Source organism: Peribacillus saganii, from assembly GCF_003429095.1.
GTDB lineage: Bacteria > Bacillota > Bacilli > Bacillales > DSM-1321 > Peribacillus > Peribacillus saganii.
In genome coordinates this window covers 66,228-84,859 of the sequence record NZ_QVTE01000030.1, presented here as the reverse complement: position 1 = coordinate 84,859, position 18,632 = coordinate 66,228, and the positions used below count along the sequence as shown (strand labels likewise).

General features: G+C 39.9%; 23 protein-coding genes. 6 read left to right on the top strand and 17 right to left on the bottom strand.

Annotated elements, in window-relative coordinates:
• Positions 1-48: 48 nt before the first annotated feature.
• From D0469_RS10810 to D0469_RS10800, 3 genes are all read right to left on the bottom strand, one after another.
• Entirely contained in the window at positions 49-1,032 is a 984-nt protein-coding gene (locus tag D0469_RS10810) for a LacI family DNA-binding transcriptional regulator (protein ID WP_117326757.1), read from the bottom strand.
• A gap of 275 nt (positions 1,033-1,307) precedes the next feature.
• Positions 1,308-2,822 (bottom strand): acetyl-CoA hydrolase/transferase family protein, encoded by a 1,515-nt coding sequence (locus tag D0469_RS10805; protein WP_117326756.1) that lies wholly within the window; start codon positions 2,820-2,822, stop codon positions 1,308-1,310.
• A 128-nt stretch (positions 2,823-2,950) separates the two neighbouring features.
• A complete protein-coding gene (locus tag D0469_RS10800) occupies positions 2,951-3,595 on the bottom strand; it encodes a LytTR family DNA-binding domain-containing protein (RefSeq protein ID WP_117326755.1) in 645 nt (214 codons plus the stop codon).
• A 193-nt stretch (positions 3,596-3,788) separates the two neighbouring features.
• Here D0469_RS10800 and D0469_RS10795 point away from each other — a divergent pair, with 193 nt between their 5' ends.
• Positions 3,789-3,941: a YpzG family protein gene (locus D0469_RS10795; protein WP_117326754.1), complete on the top strand. Its 153-nt coding sequence runs from the start codon at positions 3,789-3,791 to the stop codon at positions 3,939-3,941.
• A gap of 544 nt (positions 3,942-4,485) precedes the next feature.
• Here the strand turns inward: D0469_RS10795 and pdxR are convergent.
• Positions 4,486-5,889 (bottom strand): MocR-like pyridoxine biosynthesis transcription factor PdxR, encoded by a 1,404-nt coding sequence (gene pdxR / locus D0469_RS10785; RefSeq protein WP_233523024.1) that lies wholly within the window; start codon positions 5,887-5,889, stop codon positions 4,486-4,488.
• A gap of 108 nt (positions 5,890-5,997) precedes the next feature.
• Between pdxR and D0469_RS10780 the strand changes: the two genes are divergently transcribed.
• Positions 5,998-6,534 carry a pyridoxamine 5'-phosphate oxidase family protein gene (locus D0469_RS10780; protein ID WP_117326753.1) on the top strand — a complete coding sequence of 179 codons (537 nt, stop codon included), beginning with the start codon at positions 5,998-6,000 and terminating at the stop codon, positions 6,532-6,534.
• A 239-nt stretch (positions 6,535-6,773) separates the two neighbouring features.
• Here the strand turns inward: D0469_RS10780 and D0469_RS10775 are convergent, their stop codons facing one another.
• Positions 6,774-7,295, bottom strand: a complete 522-nt coding sequence (locus tag D0469_RS10775) for a hypothetical protein (RefSeq protein ID WP_117326752.1) — start codon at positions 7,293-7,295, stop codon at positions 6,774-6,776.
• A 373-nt stretch (positions 7,296-7,668) separates the two neighbouring features.
• Positions 7,669-7,833 (bottom strand): hypothetical protein, encoded by a 165-nt coding sequence (locus D0469_RS21100; RefSeq protein ID WP_158553425.1) that lies wholly within the window; start codon positions 7,831-7,833, stop codon positions 7,669-7,671.
• Between the two features lie 131 nt (positions 7,834-7,964).
• Here D0469_RS21100 and D0469_RS21095 point away from each other — a divergent pair, with 131 nt between their 5' ends.
• Entirely contained in the window at positions 7,965-8,132 is a 168-nt protein-coding gene (locus D0469_RS21095; RefSeq protein WP_158553423.1) for a hypothetical protein, read from the top strand.
• A gap of 114 nt (positions 8,133-8,246) precedes the next feature.
• Here D0469_RS21095 and D0469_RS10770 read toward each other — a convergent pair whose 3' ends face one another.
• Positions 8,247-8,429 carry a hypothetical protein gene (locus tag D0469_RS10770; protein ID WP_117326751.1) on the bottom strand — a complete coding sequence of 61 codons (183 nt, stop codon included), beginning with the start codon at positions 8,427-8,429 and terminating at the stop codon, positions 8,247-8,249.
• A gap of 211 nt (positions 8,430-8,640) precedes the next feature.
• Positions 8,641-8,805, bottom strand: coding sequence for a hypothetical protein (locus tag D0469_RS21365; protein ID WP_199478479.1), 165 nt, complete (start codon positions 8,803-8,805; stop codon positions 8,641-8,643).
• 417 nt (positions 8,806-9,222) lie between these two features.
• Here D0469_RS21365 and D0469_RS10765 point away from each other — a divergent pair, with 417 nt between their 5' ends.
• Entirely contained in the window at positions 9,223-10,200 is a 978-nt protein-coding gene (locus tag D0469_RS10765) for an SDR family oxidoreductase (protein ID WP_117326823.1), read from the top strand.
• Between the two features lie 678 nt (positions 10,201-10,878).
• Here the strand turns inward: D0469_RS10765 and D0469_RS10760 are convergent.
• The 6 genes from D0469_RS10760 to D0469_RS10735 form a co-directional block, all read right to left on the bottom strand.
• Positions 10,879-12,174, bottom strand: a complete 1,296-nt coding sequence (locus D0469_RS10760; protein WP_117326750.1) for a uracil/xanthine transporter — start codon at positions 12,172-12,174, stop codon at positions 10,879-10,881.
• A gap of 211 nt (positions 12,175-12,385) precedes the next feature.
• Positions 12,386-13,699, bottom strand: a complete 1,314-nt coding sequence (locus tag D0469_RS10755) for a hemolysin family protein (protein WP_117326749.1) — start codon at positions 13,697-13,699, stop codon at positions 12,386-12,388.
• A 179-nt stretch (positions 13,700-13,878) separates the two neighbouring features.
• Complete coding sequence (locus tag D0469_RS10750) at positions 13,879-14,658, bottom strand: TerC family protein (RefSeq protein WP_117326748.1); 780 nt, start codon at positions 14,656-14,658, stop codon at positions 13,879-13,881.
• A gap of 26 nt (positions 14,659-14,684) precedes the next feature.
• Positions 14,685-14,960 carry a YkvA family protein gene (locus D0469_RS10745; RefSeq protein WP_117326747.1) on the bottom strand — a complete coding sequence of 92 codons (276 nt, stop codon included), beginning with the start codon at positions 14,958-14,960 and terminating at the stop codon, positions 14,685-14,687.
• A 13-nt stretch (positions 14,961-14,973) separates the two neighbouring features.
• The gene (locus D0469_RS10740; protein WP_117326746.1) at positions 14,974-15,363 is read right to left on the bottom strand and encodes a sporulation protein; all 390 of its coding nucleotides are present in this window, start codon (positions 15,361-15,363) and stop codon (positions 14,974-14,976) included.
• 64 nt (positions 15,364-15,427) lie between these two features.
• Entirely contained in the window at positions 15,428-15,553 is a 126-nt protein-coding gene (locus D0469_RS10735) for an FbpB family small basic protein (protein ID WP_117326745.1), read from the bottom strand.
• 373 nt (positions 15,554-15,926) lie between these two features.
• Between D0469_RS10735 and D0469_RS10730 the strand changes: the two genes are divergently transcribed.
• Together D0469_RS10730 and D0469_RS10725 are read left to right on the top strand one after the other, a co-directional pair.
• Entirely contained in the window at positions 15,927-16,166 is a 240-nt protein-coding gene (locus D0469_RS10730; RefSeq protein ID WP_117326744.1) for a YkuS family protein, read from the top strand.
• A 166-nt stretch (positions 16,167-16,332) separates the two neighbouring features.
• Positions 16,333-16,578: a hypothetical protein gene (locus D0469_RS10725; RefSeq protein WP_117326743.1), complete on the top strand. Its 246-nt coding sequence runs from the start codon at positions 16,333-16,335 to the stop codon at positions 16,576-16,578.
• A 101-nt stretch (positions 16,579-16,679) separates the two neighbouring features.
• Here D0469_RS10725 and D0469_RS10720 read toward each other — a convergent pair whose 3' ends face one another.
• The 3 genes from D0469_RS10720 to D0469_RS10710 all read right to left on the bottom strand — a co-directional run bounded on the left by D0469_RS10720 (position 16,680) and on the right by D0469_RS10710 (position 18,401).
• Complete coding sequence (locus D0469_RS10720; protein WP_117326742.1) at positions 16,680-17,291, bottom strand: class I SAM-dependent methyltransferase; 612 nt, start codon at positions 17,289-17,291, stop codon at positions 16,680-16,682.
• A gap of 197 nt (positions 17,292-17,488) precedes the next feature.
• A complete protein-coding gene (locus tag D0469_RS10715; protein ID WP_117326741.1) occupies positions 17,489-18,190 on the bottom strand; it encodes an SGNH/GDSL hydrolase family protein in 702 nt (233 codons plus the stop codon).
• Positions 18,120-18,401, bottom strand: coding sequence for a PH domain-containing protein (locus D0469_RS10710; RefSeq protein ID WP_117326740.1), 282 nt, complete (start codon positions 18,399-18,401; stop codon positions 18,120-18,122). Before D0469_RS10710 ends, D0469_RS10715 begins: the two co-directional genes overlap by 71 nt.
• Positions 18,402-18,632 lie beyond the last annotated feature (231 nt).

Genomic DNA, 18,632 nt, shown 5'->3' with positions numbered 1-18,632 from the left:
ATTATTAAACAATAGTGGAACCGGTTTCACAACTAGATTATAAGATTATTATTTCAACTTGTCAACGCTTTCTCGTTCCAAAATTTTATATCGCGAGAATGTTATTTGATTTATTTCTTCTTCATTAACAAGCTTGACCATATTCCGTGCAGCCAAATTGCCGGCTTCGCGGTAGTAAAATTTGGCAGTGGTTATACTTGGATGGGTGATTTCAGTGATTTCATAACCGCCGAAACCGGTGATTGAGAGATCATCCGGCACGCGCAGCCGATTCATATGAGCTGCTTTTAACGCTCCTAAAGCAATATTATCTGTCGCGCAGACAATGATGGTTGGATTAAATTCCTCCAATATTTCAGGCACTTTTTGTATGGAGTGTTCGATTTTAAAGCTTGTCTCAAAATAGCGTACTTTAGAGCCAGGTACTTCTTCTACCGCTTTCCTGAAGCCTTCTTTTCGCTTAATCCCTACCGCGACATCTTTTTCCGTAACACCCAGGTACGCAATTTTCCGGTGGCCATTTGCCAAAATATATTTCCCCAGCTCATAGGCTGCATCATAGTCATTATGAATCACACTATGAAATTGGTCGTGCTGCTGGCCAACCAGCATTACAGGAAGCTGGACAGTTCTAAATGCTTCTAAATGCTCAGTGGTAATTTCCGTTGCAAGCAAAATGATACCTGCAACCTTTTGCTTGGCCAGGCTATAGATGTTTTCAATTTCACGTTTCAAATCCTGGCTTGAATTGGAAATAACCATCTGGCAATCAAGCTCCCTCAAGTGATCGTCTATCCCAATCAAAGTCTGCGAAGTTGCAAACGAATCCAGGCGAGGAACAATGGTGCCAATGATATTTGTTCTTTTCGCTTTCAAGCTCTGTGCAAATTTATTCGGTGAATATCCGGTAGCGGCGATAACATTTTCAATTTTTTTCTTTGTGGTCTCACTTATGGAGCCACCGTTCAAGTATCGCGAAACTGTACTTTTCGCAACCCCTGCGATTTTAGCAATATCAGAAATTGTAACCATGTTTTCATCTCCAGCGCAGCCAATAATTTGATATAAGTATACATGATTTAATCAAACGTTTGATTGGAAAAATTTCAACAGTCATATTACTGCTTTGAATTACAAACGTGCACGCACCCTTATACAAGAATACGTGCAATGTGTTCTCAGCATTGGCTGGCTAGTGTGCGTTAGGCATGTAGGATACTTGGTTTAGACTTAAAGGTTCCTGCCAGTTAAAAACACCCTGCTGCATTTTAGCAACAGGGCATTTTTTATCCATTCCTTCAACTAGATCAAACATTCTGTAATGCTTGATCTAACATGGTTCCATTTTTTGCGAAATTTGTGTGCCAGGAAAGAGCCTTCTCCAAGACATGTGGAGTTTGGCCGCCTCTTGTGAGGGCTTCCTGGTAATAGTCCCATAATTGTTTGCGGTACATTGGATGGGCACAATTTTCAATAATTAACTCCGCCCGTTGCCTTGGCGCCAGTCCACGAAGGTCTGCGTACCCTTGCTCGGTGACAATAATGTCGACATCATGCTCTGTGTGGTCCACATGGGATACAAACGGAACAATACTTGAAATTTTTCCATCCTTGGCAATAGATTTTGTAACGAAAATGGCCAGCCTTGCGTTGCGGGCAAAATCTCCTGATCCGCCGATTCCATTCATCATTTTTGTTCCCGATACATGCGTTGAGTTTACGTTTCCATATATATCTAATTCAAGAGCTGTGTTAATTGAAATCAAGCCGAGACGGCGGATAATTTCCGGATGGTTGGAAATTTCCTGTGGCCTCATGATTAATTTATCCCGATATTTTTCAAAATTTGAAAAGACCTGTTCCATTTTTGATTCCGAAAGCGTAATCGAACAGCAGGAAGCAAAGCTTACCTTTCCTGCATCGATTAAATCAAACACGGCATCCTGTAATACTTCGGAATAAACCTCTAACCCTTCAAACTCTGAATCTAACATCCCATGAAGGACTGCATTGGCAACCGAACCGATCCCTGATTGAAGCGGAGCCAGCCGTTCTGTCAATCTGCCGGAACTTATCTCACTGCGAAGGAATGTAAGCAAATGCTGAGCCATAATTTGTGTTTCTTCGTCCGGGGCCACAATCGTCGAAGGAGAGTCGAGTTGGTTTGTAAACACGATACCCTTTACCTTTTCAACATCGATTGGGATTCCAGCCGTTCCTATACGGTCATTTGTATGAGTGAGTGGAATCGGGGAACGGTCCCCTTGTTTTCCAGGCTCGTATAAATCATGCAAACCTTCCAGCAGTTCTGGTTGTGCGGTATTAATTTCAATAATAATCGATTTTGCATGCTGGGCAAACACCATGGAGTTGCCGATTGATGTAGTTGGAATCACCATTCCATCTTCCGTTATGGAAATCGCTTCCAAAATGGCGTAATCTATCTGCTCTAACACGTCAGCACGTACTAATTCAGCCGTATGGGACAAGTGATGATCAACGAATAACATGTTACCCTCATTTATCTTTTTGCGCATAGTAGCATCTGCCTGGAACGGTAATCGTTTATTAATAATGCCCACTTCAGCAAACAGTTTATCCACATCAGATCCGAGAGAGGCCCCAGTATAAACATTGACTTTAAAATCTTCCTGTTCTGCTCGCTTCACAAGGGCAAATGGAACCGCTTTCACATCACCTGCACGGGTAAAACCGCTTAATCCTAATGTCATGCCATCTTGGATCCAAGATGCTGCTTCTTCCGGTGTAACAACTCGCTCTCTTAGGAGCGGGTCTTTAATACGTTCATTTCTTATCTCCATAAGATACCCTCGTTTTTCTAATTTTTAGAATTATTTTACCCTTTAGAAACTACTAAATAAGGATAATGGGATACTTTTATGGAAAATTAGGACAAAGCAGCATTTTTTAATCATTAGCCAGCATTTTTTTAAAACCCAAGCAGCTTTCGAAAATAACTTGAGTAAGACTGGCTGACTGGGATCCTCGCTTCATTTTTCATCGCAAGCAGAAATGTGGAATGTGTGTCAGGAAAAATCTCTTTTATGAAATTTACATTGATAATAAAGGAGCGATGGCATCTGATAAACGAATCCCTTGGAAGAAGATATTCAAACTCCTGCAGAGTATGTTTATGTGTACCTGAAACCGATTGTGTACAAACATGTGTTTTACGATCTTTGGCTTCCAAATAGATCACTTCCTGAAACGGAACAGGTGTCCAGCCATCATTTGTTTTTACGGTTACGACTGACTTTCCATCCGTAAGTGCAGGATAAATCGCTGTAACACAGCCTTCCACAACACCATCTCTCAGAAAAGGAACAGCCATGCCATGATACGGAACTCCGAATAAGTCCCGGTTAATAAATTCCGACACTTTTTGTTTACTTAATAAAGCCTTATGGGCAATGGTACCTTCCTTTATAGGATCTCCGGGCCTGATCTTTAAATCAATCCGTTTACTGGGCCGATAATAGATATATTCCATTGTATTAGAGACAGCAATCGATATTTCATCCGAGAACAGCTCTCCGATTACCTCTAAAAGAGATGCCTCTGTAATATTTTCCATTTGTTAATACACCCTTTGTTATGTAGTCTAGGGTTAGTGTACAACTTTTTAGGAAGGGTTTCTATCCAGAAATATTACTCCCTATCTGTTCATATAGGTATTTTTTCATTCAAATATTCAAATACTTAAAAGGATATTCAAGTAATATCATTCTTCTCAGATTATCTTATCCTAACTATGAGGTGATTCCATAATGAGTTATCGCGGTCAATTAGATCAACATTCTCAGCTGTTTCACCATAATTGGACAAGACCTAAGCGTTTTAATTCTCAAGTAAATGGGCATACCGAAATGTCCAGATCGAATTTAATCTTAAGAAGTAATGCAAAGGCTCACAGATGGTAATAGATATTTCTGAGAAACAAACAGAGGAAGGCGAAATAGCCTTCCTCCGTTTTTGTGACAGATAGATGCCTGGCAAATACTCACATTTCCCAATCTAGAACCAGTCTTTTCTTTAGTAGCGCTGAGCTTTAGTTTAGGTTACTGAAAATTAATTTACTGTAAGTTAAGAGCAGGCTATATTTAAATTACCTAGCTAAAAGGAGATTTAAATCGCCATCATTGAAAATGGAAATTTACTATTATTCTGCTCCTGGAATTATGTATACTGCTGTCAGTAGGCTCCTGGGGTTTCCAAGCACATAAACAGGAAATCACTAAATTAGGAATGGAATTGGCACTCCCATCCTAATATCGATAGTATGAGAACTTTTATCGCTCCGAAGTCACCTTTTCTTCTGCCAACTCCTTATCGGCTGGTTTGGAGCTTGTCATTTTCGGGTTTGGTGCAGCAGCTTTATCGAAGTGAGGAATTCCGCTTTTAGGCAGGATAATTATTGCTGCAGTGATAATTAATGTCTGCTTACTGCTGTTATGGAAGCAATAATCATGAAAAAAACTTCCAGATGTTAGCCAGTTGTTTTATCCCTTTACCTATCATCTCTTTAGACAGCCCGCCAAATCCAAGCATCACAAAACAGGCTGGGACCTGGTCTTCTTCCAGCCAATTCTTGGCGGGTGAGTACACTTGAATCCCATGTTCCGCTGCCTTCCTTATCAGAGTGTCGGCATCCCCCTCCCTTAGCTTTATCAATATATGCAGTCCAGCCCGCTGGCCGATAATCTCCACATGATCGCCCATATACTCACCTATCGACTTCAAAAGCACCTGGTGTTTTTGCTGGTAGACAGTTCTCATCCTGCGGATATGCCTTTCAAAATAACCCTCCTTCATAAATATTGCCAAGGCTTTTTGGAGGATCGGTGATGCTGATTGGCTGTATGGGGTAATAACCTCAATTCCCTGTTCAACAAGAGAAGGCGGCAAAATCACATAACTGATACGTGCAGCTGGTAAAAAGCATTTTGAAAAAGTTCCGCAATAAACAACCCTTTCGTCCTTATCCAGGGATTTAAGAGAAGGAATCGGCTTCCCAATATACCTAAACTCACCATCATAATCGTCTTCTATAATGTAGGAATTCGCTTCACAAGCCCAATGCAGAAGCTGCAGCCGTTTTCCGACAGGAAGCACCATACCCATAGGAAATTGGTGGGACGGGGTTACATAAAGTGCACGAGCGGCAACATCCTGCAGCTCCTCAATACAAATACCGTCTTTTTCAAGTGATATGGGGACGATATAACAACCCTCATCAAGAAATACTGAGCGTACTCCTTCATAACCGGGGTTTTCCATCGCGACATTGTTGTTGCGTAAAGATAGCAGCCGCGCAAGAAAACCTATGGACTGCTGTGTGCCACCGAATATAAAAATTTGCTCAGCTGAACAAGTAATTCCTCGAGCTTTCCGTACATACTTTCTTATTTCGTCCCGCAATTCAGAACTCCCTTGAGGTAGACCATACAAGAGAATATCTTCTGTAGCGCCGTCCAAGGCAGCGTTAATACATTGCCTCCAGATTCTCTTAGGAAACAGTTCCAATTCTATATCCCCATATTTGAAATCATATACAATTTTGGGTGTTGCTGCTGGCTCAGGCAAATCTAGGGCTTTACTATGAGTCGGAATAATCACTTGTTCTTCAATCTGCACCACAATAAAACCGCTTTTGGGACGGCTTTCCACATATCCTTCCGAGGCTAGCTGCTGATAAGCATTTTCTATCGTCTGTTTACTCACTTGCAGTTCTTTTGACAAAAACCGTATGGATGGCAGCTTTTCACCTGCTTGCATCCTACCAAACTCTATTTCTGTTTTTATGTATTCATATAATTGAACATACAAAGGCAGAGTTGCATTTTTATCTAAAAAAAGGGTAAATATCAACGCGAACACCTCTATTCTGACCAGGTTAAATATCCTTGAACTGTCTCTTTTTAGCAGTACAGAAAAAGAATAAGATTATTTTACCACAACACCTGGGAGGATTAATAAATGAGACAAGAAGCATTAGCCTGCAATGACCAAGAAAAAATTGAATCTTTTCTAATAAACGCCCAAACAGGTTTCTTAGGACTGGCAGAAGGCCAAATTCCATATGTCGTACCAATGAATTTCATTTGGCATAATGGTGCAGCCTTCTTTCACGGAGCAAGCGAAGGCAGGAAGATTGAAATAATGAAACAGAATGTAAATGCAAGTTTAGTAGTATGTGAAAACTTCGGGACCCTTGCAAACCCAGTACCTGCGAAAACCGACACTTCTTACATGAGTGCCATGGTTTCCGGGAAAATACAATTTGTAACAGATCTAACTGAAGCGACTAAAGTTATGCAGCTCATGCTAAATAAGTATGTACCAGGGTATTATGATACGCCGCTTTCAAAAAGTCATGTTGAGAAATACCGTTCTTCGCTTGGCAGCAAAACTCTAGTGATCAAGCTGGTGCCTCAGAATATCTCAGCAAAGGAAAACCCGATGAATGAAGGTATGAAATTTTATACTGGCCGGTCTGTTAAAACAGACCTATAAGCCCAATAAAAATAGCATAGAGAAAGCACATATCCCTCTGCTTTCTTCTATGCTTAATCCGCTTATCATCAATTAACAATCCGAAAGTATAAATCAAATTCTCAATTCCCGTATTCGGGTTTGTCATAACGCTAAACCAAAATGCTTTCTCTTGCTTTCGACTCGTTTCCCCGAGTTATGAGCAGGATTTTGTATGAAAACTGCATACCGCTGGCACTCTTATCCCTGCATATGCACAATCAATCCTTAAATAATGAACTAAGATCTTCTATCTCTTTTTTCGCTTCTTCTGATAAAACAAATCCCTTTTGATTTTTCATGCCATCACCATCATTAATTCCTTCTTCTTGCAGTTTGATTCCTTCAGTGTATTTTTCAAGAGATTTTTTTGCTTTTTTTTGCAGATCTAATAAATCACCATTATTCATTTGGGAATCACTTTGGAATTCCAAGAGAAGTTTATTCACTTCATCTTTGGAAATAGCCATAATATCCAATGCTCCTTCTAGATCATCTGTACTTTGGGCTTCTCTAATAATAGTGTCTGACTCTTTGGTGATTTGGTTCGCTAATTTGATCCTTTGTTTCACTTTTTCCAACATGTTCTTTTCATTATTTGTTAATTGGGTTTCATTTATTTGAAAATAAACCTTATCTCCCTTCTTCTCCCCTCTTTCAGCGGAAGCTTTTCCATTATTACAGCCCGATAATAGCATTAGTAATATTGAAATTATAAGAAATAACCTATTTTTACCTATCATAATATCCCCCTATTTTAAAAGATTCTTAAAATAGTTTATGAATTATTTCATAAGATATGCCCTTTTTAGTAGAGCAGCAGATTTCATTCCTTCTCATTCTCTCCCTTATTTTCAGTAGACTCCTTTATCGGGACCCCTGATATTGATATCATCATATCTGATGCAGCGTCCTCCCTAAAATCCCTTCTTGAGTAATTTTTTTAAAATATCTATTACCTCTGAGTACATCTTTAATATAGAGATAGCGGTTTCCCATTTAATAGTCCCAGCAGGTTTATTTACTATACCCATTTCTTTTAGAACACAGAAGACCCGAATACAGAACTTCATTTTAGTCCTGCAATCGGGTAAAACACAAAATGAAACGGTCTTATCAGATTCTTTCGGATGTGCCGCCCATTAAGTCGTTGCCTGAACGATTGCTTTCCAATGATGTCCGGTCATCCAATCCAGCAAGTTCAGGAGATGTTTTCACTACTTTTTGGCCACCCTTGATATCAGGTGCGGCGTTAGAATCGTTTCCATTGCGTTTACTCATGCAGCTTCCCCCTTATATTGATGTGGTTTTATTATGCGACTGATAGATATTTCATATACAAGGAAAGGCTGAGAGTATAGGACTACCATGATTGGAAGAATATAATAAGATATTAGAAGGAGGCATTCTTAATGGCGAAAGATAAGGACAAAAGTAGAAAATTGACCGTTGATAACGAGGAACCCGCAGTAAAAGGAACTTTAGAAAGTGATAATGCGTATAGCAGCGCTGGTTTAGAGAATGACCGGCGAACTCGTGAAGCTGTAAGTGGAAGAAGCTCTGAAAGTCAACCAGAATAAAGGCATCCGTATTTGGCTGCCTTTTCCTTATCTTAATATTCTCACGTTGAATTGTGCACGGGATTAGACAATGTCAACCGCAAGTTCCATATTAATCACGCTGGTATTGCCCCTTTAACGAGGCATGGCACCCGGTGACCTTCTTTCTTTTTTTAAATTATCCAGCTTTCCGGTATTTTCAATATCACCGGTCGCCTGATACCCAGCGATTTCCTCGTTGGAAGTGGTGCCATACAGTCCCATGCCTCCCAGCCCTACATGAATATCTTGTTCTGAACCATTTCGCTTTTGATTCATTATCCTCACCTCCTGAAGATAATGTAACCATTAAGCACAATCTTAATAGTAGCGTTTTTTCCATGCCAGTTTTTAGAGAATTTCCTTTACTTTCCTTTAACTTGCTTTAAGGGTTGCATGAACATTATTAATGCCTGTATCAATGATCACTGCTGGATCAAAAATACAGGCTTTTTATTTACCTATTGTTATGATGTATCTGCTAAAAAATTCAAATGACCGGATAGTTAAAACCATAACGCGGGTTGGTGTAAAATGGCGGTCTCCAGCCAATTTCAGACATTGGCCAGGAATGAGCGTCATATACCATCGTTACCTTGGCGTCTGAGTGGTTCACCAGCAAAAGTCTTACTTCTGGATTAAATTCAAATTGCAAAGCTTTAGCCCCCTCTAGTCATTAATTCTTACGTGTTACCTTATTCAATCCCTTTCAATGTGGAGCCAGTACTACCCTGCCTATTAACAGGAGGTACAGGTTCCTTCGCGAATAACTTTCTCTGTTTGGGATTTTTGGCATTTTACTTTATTTAGGAACATGCACTTCAATTTCTATTGCCACATACGGTAAACAGAACGTTTATAACCCAGGAGGATTCCAATGAACCGAGAAAAAGAAAATCGTGAAATTCCTGAAAACGATGAATATCAAAAGATGGACTCAATGGACCAAATGATGAACCAGCAGTATAGCTACGATTATCAACAAGCGAGTGAAATGCCGAAATATCAGATGCCCCAGTATCAGATCCCCCCGTACCAAATGAACCAATATCAGCATGATAACGGAATGCAGATGGGGCAGCTGGATCAAATGAAACTGCAACAGATTCAACAGCTGCAACAAATGTTTGATGCGAACAAAGTTGAACATCCATACCCGATGTACCCTAACTATGGGCGAATAGTCCGATATGAGGAAATCCCAATAAATTTACCAGAACAGCGTCAGCTCTTTCATCCGGGGGTTGAAGGGTTAATGGTTCCCCGGCCGATTATTGAAAATCCAAATTATCGAGGAAGCGGGAAACTAAAAGGAAAGATTGCGCTCATTACAGGCGGTGACAGCGGAATTGGCGCGGCCGTAGCGATTGCTTTCGCCAAGGAAGGTGCCGACGTAGCTATTGCTTATTTAAATGAACATGAGGATGCAAACCGCACAAGAATGAGAGTCGAACAGCTAGGTCAACGCTGTTTGTTATTGCCGGGTGATTTGCGGGATAAAGGACAGTGCATCGCCATTGTAGAGGAAACAATAAGAATGTTTGGATGCCTGGATATTCTCTGTAACCATGTAGGTATCCAATTCCAGCAAAAGAGCTTACTTGATATTACTGACGAGCAATTTGATGACACCTTTAAAGTAAACATTTACTCACATTTTTACACAACGAGAGCCGCACTTCCCTATATGAAACCCGGAAGTTCCATCATCCAAACTTCATCTGTAGTAACCTATGTCGGAGAAAAACAAATGATTGACTACACTGCTACAAAAGGTGCCAATGTTGGCTTTACACGTGCATTGGCGAAAAACGTAGTAGATAAAGGCATCAGGGTAAATGCCGTTGCACCTGGCCGGATTTGGACTCCTTTGATCGCCGCTAGTTTCTCATCAGACACAGTTGCCGTTTACGGAGCTTTTAATCCAATGCAGCGTGTGGCTCATCCATTTGAACTGGCGCCAACCTATGTTTATCTGGCTTCCGATGATTCTCGTTTTGTGACCGGCCAAGTCCTTCATGTAGATGGTGGGGAATCGACGCATTCTTAATAAGCAAACAGCCAAGCTAGAGCAGTAATATATAATGGATTTACCTTCCATATTAAAAATTGCTTCTTTGTTATAAAGAAAAAATATTCCTTTAATAGCTAAATGTAAAGAAATTACATGGATTGACCCTTATAAAAATGGGAGTGGCAAAGCAAGAGCATTAAAGCAGAGGCAAAACGGATGAAAAGCGCTTTAGGCGATATAGCCGGTTGCAGAACCATTTTGCATGGTTTATTACATTTCCGCTCTGACAATTTGGACTAAGAATAGACATTCCTCTTATACTTTTGCCATTCCATGGAATTGAGTTCAAATAGCCAAATCATGGGATGGCTTTTTGTAATAAGCGTTGTACATATCGTGCATTTTAAGCCTTTTGTTTGAGTCACTATTGATTCAAGCTGATTAAAAGGGATGCAGCATATAACCCTGATGCCATATCTCTGTGCAATTTATTATGTACAGAAGCAAATAGACTGGGGTTTATGTTTCCTCACAGTTTACTTTAATCACTTTCAAAAATAACCTATCCGATTTTAACAAAAATCTATCCAATTTGATGAATAATCTACCCAAAAGCCACGCTAATCCTATTATCATGCCAAATAAATCTTACCTAACCAAAAAACGGCTGACCTGTAACAATGTATGCAACAAGTCATCCTGGACTTAAAAGGTTTATATATTCTCAATTTCATAAGCATGCCAGCGTACGAACCGCTCCAATAAAATAGAAATCACCACACCGATGATAAGCCCATTTGAAATGATCGGCTGGATTACAACGGGAAGCTCTGTGAACATGGCTGGAGAAGAATTCATTAGACAGACTCCTGCTAGAACAGGCACTGCAAGCCTAAAGATGGTATTTGAATTGAATGTGTACCCATTCAGACTGCTAAAAGACGTTCCAAACAGCTGCAGGTAAGCTACAAATAAAACGGCATTACCTACCGTTATCGGCATGGTTACCAAAAAAGAGCCGAAAACTGGCACTAAGCCAATTAGCGTTAGCAGTCCGCCTCCGAGGAGGAATGGCAGTCTTTCGAAAATCCTGGTGCTTTGCAAGAAACCAATAGAAGAAGTGAATGGAGTGTATGGGACTAGCCCAAATCCTGTTCCCATAGCCGTAAAAATGGATGTAATGGCGAAAGAATATCTGAATTGCTTATTTGTTGGTTTCTCTTGAAGCAGCTCTGCTCCTGCCAGAATAGACGTAATTGTGTTACTTAGATTGATGACTACCGCAAAAAAAGTCACTGTAATAATTCCAATTTCCAAATTGGGTTTTCCCAATGGGAACATCACAAAAGAAATTGATGATTTAACGGTTTGTGCCTGTTCATGGGGAAACAGCAGTGAAAACCCAAGCCAGCCAACTATTAAGCCAATTAATATCGAAAAGTTGCTTATTGTTTTATTCCCTTTAACTTTCAATGCTATGACAAATATTACGATCGCAATGGAATACAGGCTAATGGCCGTATCCAGCGTTCCGGATTCATTAACTTTAAGCATACCTTTAAAAAATATAAATATAAGCTGGAAGGTAAGCAAAAAAAGATAGACCGACATGACCATCGGACTGAATAAAGCACGAAGGAGCGCTATTCCATTGAAGGCAGCAAGAAGCAGAGTGAAAAGACATGCTAACAATACGCCTGTAGCAATCCCTCCCCCGACAGCAGGTAAACTCATCCCCATAGCTGGAGCTGACAGTGCAAGGTTTAGAATAACCCCCCATAATACCCCGGAATGGCCCTCCATCACAGGCAGCCGATGGCCCAGCAATCCTTGAAATATACAAACGATCCCCGTAACAGTAAGGGATATTCTAAGCATCATTTCAAACGTTTCAGGGGGCAGTTCAAAAGCTGAAGCAATGGAAATCGGCACTACCACAGTGTTCGCAAAAATAAAGAAAAGCCACTGAATGGAAGAAAAAATGGTCAAAGAGGAAAACCAGTTTTTCATGAAAACACCACATTTCTTCTAAAAATTTCCTGACATTTAAGAATATTGTTTTTTCAAGATTAATTTCATAATTATACCATCTTTCTTTACATAACTGATATCCTTGGTTCGTTTATTTGCCCGAACCATTAAATTTTTTCTTATATGCAGAAACACCACCAGAAAAAAAGCTCATCCAGGTATGAACACTGAATGAGCTTTTTACTTTCGTTTAATCTTTGTCCTTCACTTGCACCTTAATCTTCATAATCCGCTTATCATTCATTTCTTCTACTATAAACAGCATATCATTATATTCAATGGATACGTGTTCATCTGAACCTGGTATATAGCCCAGCTGACCTATAACAAAACCGCTTAATGTGTCATATTCTTGAGTAGGCAATACCCGTTTTAAAGTTTTCTCAACGTCATATAGATTTGACATTCCGGAAATTAAGAATGTGTTTTGATCGATCTTTTTTATTTGTTGGGATTCTAATGCCGGTTCATCATACTCGTCAAAGATATTGCCGACAATTTCTTCAAGCAGGTCTTCAATTGTAACAATTCCATCCGTACCGCCATATTCATCCACAGCGATTGCCATGTGAACATTTCTCTTTTGCATCTCTCTAAACAAATGATCGTTTCTTTTAGTTTCAAGCACATACAACGGTTCCCTGATCATTTGCTTTAAACTGAAGGATGTGTGATCACCAATTTCCAAAAACTGAATTAAATCCTTCGCATGGAGTATACCGATGATATTATCGATGTTGTTTTCATATACCGGGAATCTCGTGTATTTTTCAGTATTTATAATACGGACAGTTTCTTTTAATCCGTACTCAATTGGAATCGCGATAATGTTGGTCCGGTGTGTCATTATATCTGATACTGTTTTATTATCGAATTCAAAGATATTATTAATCATAATCTTTTCGGATGCCTGGATGGTGCCCTTTTCCTTGCCGACATCCACCATCATTCGGATCTCTTCTTCTGTCACGTGTTCATCCTCGGCGTTCGGATCGACACCGAATAAGCGGACAATCAGGTTCGTTGACATCGTAAGTAGTCTGACAAAGGGTGCCGTTATCTTTGAAAGTACTGTTAAAGGCGTTACAACCATCATGGAAATGGCTTCTGCTTTTTGCAGGGCAAGCCGCTTTGGGACAAGCTCGCCTAATACCAAAGTAAAATATGATAATACCAGGGTAATGACTACAACTGAAATTGTTTCAAGCAGTTCTTGTGAAATAGGGACACCCAGCTTATAAAGAGCTGCTGCCAAGCTGCCTGCAAAGCTGCCGGCCGCGAATGCGCTAGCCAGGAATCCGGCAAGGGTGATTCCGATTTGAATTGTAGCAAGGAACCTGCTTGGTTCGGACAGAAGGTTTTGAAGCATCAATGCCTTCTTATCTCCACGATCAGCCATCATCTTAATTTTATTATCATTTAATGAAACTAAAGCCATCTCAGATGCCGCAAAAAATGCATTTAACAAAATCAGTACTAAAAGCACCAATAATTCAGCTGTCAAAAAAGTCCAACCTCCAGGGAACAAATATTAACTATGTCTTATCATTGTAACAACAAGTGGTAACTTATATTCAGCAGGTGTTTTAGCACTCTCTTGCCTTTAACCTGTCTTTGTGTTTAGTAAACCTGAAAATAGATGCCCCCTTTGAAGAGAGCAGCTTTTGCTACATTGATTACCGATTATCCCTCTGCCGAGGTAAGCTCATCTTTCTTCTCCTTTGATAAAAACCAGCCGCCTAAAGCGATCAAGATGAGTACCGTATAGAATGTCGCTTTCCATCCGAAAGAGCTGGCGAATCCTTCAGGCAATACAGCCAGTTCTGGGTGTGAAAGTGTGTAGACGGAGAGCTTTACCCCTACCCACCCTACGATCATAAACGCAGCAATTTCAAGTCCTGGCCTTGTATGGAGTAGCTTTACAAAGTAGTTAGCAGCAAATCGCATGATTAAGAGTCCGATAAACCCTCCGGCAAAAATGACAAGGAACTTACCACCATCAAGACCGCCAATATTTGGCAGGTCTGTATTTGGGAGTGCAACCGCCAACGCGACAGCTGCCAAAATGGAGTCAACTGCAAATGCAATGTCAGCAAGTTCCACTTTAAACACAGTGGCCCAGAATCCTGACTGCTTTTTTTCCTTTTTATCCTTGCTCTTTTCGTCACCTTTTTTGATAATCACTTTTCTAAATATGTGGTTGAACGCAATAAATAGGAGATATAGCGCACCTATCGCCTGAACCTGCCAAACATCGACGAGGAACGAAATTGCGAATAGTGAGGCAAAACGGAAAACGAATGCCCCTGCAAGCCCGTAGAACAGGGCCTTTTTTCTTTCTTCTTCTGGAAGATGTTTAACCATAATTGCCAATACAAGCGCATTATCTGCCGCCAAAAGTCCCTCAATCGCGATGAGTAGCAATAAAACCCATCCGTATTCCAATAAAATCGATAATTCCATCTAATATAATCCCCCTTTTACGTTTATCAGATAAGGCCATGTTTATGTCTAAGCGAATCCGGTGCCAATGCCACCATTCTTTCTAATACGAACCCAGCGATCACCACATCATCGACTATTCCTATTAAGGATAGGAAGTCCGGTATCAAGTCGAAAGGGAAGAACGCATAAGTCAGGATCATTAACACACCGAGCGCTTTTTTGTGAGCCTGAACATCCTTTGATACAAAGAAATCCTTTAAAAATGGTATGAACTTCCAAAATTTTAAAATAAATTTGATTCGTTTAAAAAACTTGAACAATAGAATCACCTCTTTATCCCACTATTTGGATTATATCCTGGTCGATACTTTTCACTCCCTCATTAAAAGTAAGCCTTGTTTTAAAACGGTAAGAAATATCTTCGTTTGAGACTGTGATGGAAGCTGGCAGCTGAAAAGCGAATGGAATTTTATTCGTTTCCTCAGAATGAATCCTTGATGTTGAAAGCATGGTTGTTGTATCAATAACCGTTTCGCTACCTTCTGCTTTATCTGTCATGACAAGATCACAATCGATTCGTCTAATCTGCTGCTCGATTGTGCCGCCCATGACTTGAAAATACCCATGAACTGGATTGCCTGCCTTATAAGTGTCTTTTTCTAAAATTAGATCAATTTTTGCTGAGCCAATTCCTAACAATGACATGTACTTCCTTAATAACACTTCATTACCCTCCTGAATTGATTTAATTTATAATGACTTTGATTTAACTCTACAGCTGCATATATTAGTTTTTGGCCATATGCTTCTCATCAATCCGCTTTTCAATCTTTTCTAGCTGTGTCCTATCCTTTAAAAGTTCATCTTTGTTCTTCTTAATTAGTTCTGCAAACGACATTCTTACTTTTTTCATACTCAATCTCTCCTGTTATCAAATATTAAATGACCAATAAAAAAACCTTTACCCTATTCGGCAAAGGTTTTTAGAAACAAATAAAGACCTTTACCATTTGGTAAAGGTCTTGCTAACAACGGTCAGGTTGCCAACAAAGCCGGGAGCTGAACTCCGAAATGACGACTTTGTTGTAAAAGCTACTCCCCTTTAGGAGACTGCTATTCAACTATTTATATTTATTATATTATACTGACTATTTGCATCTGTCAACAGAAAATACTAGTAAATTTTATCTTATTCACACACCTATACCAAGAATAATAAGCGGGAGAAGCATAAAGAATAATATATCCCCTTTAAGCAAAGGATATTTTTCGAGGAGGTGTTATACATGGCGAAGATTGGTGTAGAGCAGTCACTTACAAATGTACAGCAGGCATTGCGCGACAGAGGTCATGAAGTAGTCCAGTTAAGACAGGAATCTGATGCAAACGGCTGCCAATGCTGCGTGATTTCAGGACAGGATGAAAATGTGATGGGCATGCAAGCCACTTCTGTTCAATGTTCCGTTATTGATGCAAGCGGCCTAACAGCCGAAGAAGTATGCCAGCAGGTGGAAAGCAGAATTTGATTGAATACCAAATGCAAAACAAAATTTCCAATCCTTTTTAAAACATTTTTTATCTATCACATTGATTACAGGAGACTGCAATTAAAAATGAAGGGGAGCAATGCTTCCCTTCTTAGCTTTCCATCTCATTTTCATACTCGACAAATTATAGAGGGAGGAAGCCTCAATGTCTGACCGAAACCCGCTTTCCAATGAAGGCAATTTAGACTCAAAAAGTGATAACAATGCTGAATCAACACATCATAATGCTGTAGACGTTTCAGGGTTATCAACGAATCGGGATAAAAATCCTCAAATAGGGTCGCGTGGCCGGGGACCCATCATTATTAATGATCCCGATTCAACAATATTAAATGAAGCAATTTTTGAAAATGCAGACCGGGAATATTACGATCGAGACCAATTCCGATAGTTTAACTTAAACTTGGGTCAAGGAACTTGCGTTTCTTGACTCTCTGAATTTAGTTTATTTAGGTACTTTGTGTTTTTAATTCCTAAATCCTGTAGTCTGCTTTAATAATAGGATAATCGGTAAATTAAGAATCTCTCGTAAGGGTTATGTTCAGATAAACCTGGCAGCGTGACTTCCTCCTTCAAATCGAAGAGTGTCTGGTTTTCCAAAAAATAAATGTAATCATCGGATGGATAATATAAAATCAGCTCTATATCCCTCTCTGCTTTTTCTACTGAAATCAATATGTTGTTGATGATAATCCGAAACACCTGAATTGAAAACGGATTGAAAAAATAAAACCGGTTATCGGCTGAATCTATCGGATAATCTTCAGCCAAGCCGTGATAGAATTGAAATTTATCTCTTCTATTTTTGAAATTCTGAAAATAACTATTTTGGTTTGCTATCGCTTTATGGTAAAAGTCATCATTCATTTCCACGCCTACAACAGAGGCATTGTAGACATAGTTAACATAGAAGCTTAAACGCCCTTTCCCGCAGCCAAAATCAACCATGCGGTCCGTACGCTTCATTTTGTAATTACTGGAAAATATCTCGAGGGCACTATATGGCGTTGGTTCATAGCGGTGATAATGCAGGGACTCGTTAAATCCTTTTTGATCACCACTCGTTTTAACATTCAGCAGCTTATCGTAATAATATTCTTTCATTGATCCGCTCCTTACACGAAAAGCACACGCGCCCTGGCAGAGGAAAAACGGCTAAGGTCGCCACGTCCTGTTTGTCGTGGCTTTATTTTCCTGCGGAAAAAAAGTTGCTGGGCGCTGGAGCTAGACATCTGTACTTGTAAAAAAGTTAAACTTACTTATGTACTAAAGTGCAGACGCGACGGAGTAACAGCATAGGTCTATCTCGCTAAATAATATTTAATAGAGTAAGCCATCATGCTATGGCCTTTCGGTGTCCAATGGAAACCATCAGGAGCAATCAGGCCGCTTTTCGTAAGCTGTGCATCGGACCCCGCTCCACCCCCTGCTTTAATCCAGGCATTCGCATAGTTGTCTACAAGCTGCACTTTTTGCGCCTTAGCGACTTTACGGATAACCTCATTATAACTATTAAGCCATAGCCGGATTCCGCCTTTATCCACATACAGCTGTTTTTTCTCTGGATACTTCAAATAGTAGAGTGTTTGATGTACAGGTATACTTGTCATTAACAATACTTTTATTTTTTTAGCTTTTAATTGAGTAACCATGCTGGTAATATTTTGCTCAAATTTTGCCTTATCAACCTGGGGTCTGCCATTATCAAGTAATAGCCCATCATTTTGGCCAAACATAATTGACACACTAGCGGGTTTTTTTCCAATTACATCAGAATTGAAACGTTTCATTGCCTGGTTTGTATGGTTGCCGCTAATCCCTGCATTCACTGCACCTGTCAGGACGACCCAGCGATGATTTAAGTTATATCCATACGATTGAAAGTATGTCCCTGCTGTATTGCTGTCCCCAAAACCAACAAAACCGGCAGCGTCAGCTCTTGCCGAAACAATCGAGAGCAAAAGAAAAGAAACAGCAATACAACTCATTATTAATTTCCTCATTATTAACCCTCCTCAACATTCCTACTTTTTTCCCGGTAATTCCCTGGCGGTCAGCATTAATAATTCTTTTATTTGTAACCACAGCCACGTCTCTCACCGTTTTGCAGGCAATCTCTGCGGCATCTCCCTCAATCAGAATATCCTGTATCTCTTGTGGAACCTGCGTTTCTTCATAAAAGGTCCATGTCATTATTACGCTAACATCCGCCATAAGTATTCCCGCGTCTATTATTTATAAAAAAGCCATAAAACAACAATAGCATATCAAAAACGTTTGAGGGATATTCATTTTTAATATTCAATAAAACAGTGTTTGCCTGCCGGTTTTTTTTAGCTGGCCCACTTTATCAATCCGGTTGCAGAAATTGCTTAGCGCCCTGGTCAGAGGAAGAACGTTTAAGATTGTAACGTCCACACAAAACTAACACTTTGTTCGTTGAAT